1 protein-coding gene is annotated in these 324 nt (G+C 55.9%); it reads right to left on the minus strand.

Features of this window, described 5'->3' with window-relative positions; all coding sequences use genetic code 11:
• A partial coding sequence (locus L972_RS21975) for a type I restriction-modification system subunit M N-terminal domain-containing protein (protein ID WP_331428942.1) occupies nucleotides 1–324 on the minus strand: 324 nt, incomplete at both ends.

The following is a 324-nucleotide window of genomic DNA, read 5'->3' on the forward strand; positions in this document are numbered from 1 at the left end:
GGCGCTTTGCAGGTCGCGCAGGATCTGCTCGTAGATATCACCAAACAGGTGGCGCTCACTGCTGTCGGTGAAGTCGATCTCGTTTAGCTTGTTAATCACCTGCTTGAGCAGGGTGCCGTTCTTCATGTAGTTGAAGGCATCGCTGAACGCCTCTTTCACCACATAGCCACGGGGGTTGAGATCGATATTGGCAGGCTGGTTTTTCAGGCTGTCGAACAGGTCATTGTTGACGAAATCGAGCAGGGCATCGCCGGTCAGCCCTTCACTATCGGCCGCCCAATTGCGCCACAGGAAGCGCTCGGGGATGGGGCAGCGGTAGTTATC

This window comes from Aeromonas sp. ZOR0001, assembly GCF_000801015.1.
Classification (GTDB): Bacteria; Pseudomonadota; Gammaproteobacteria; order Enterobacterales; family Aeromonadaceae; genus Aeromonas; species Aeromonas veronii.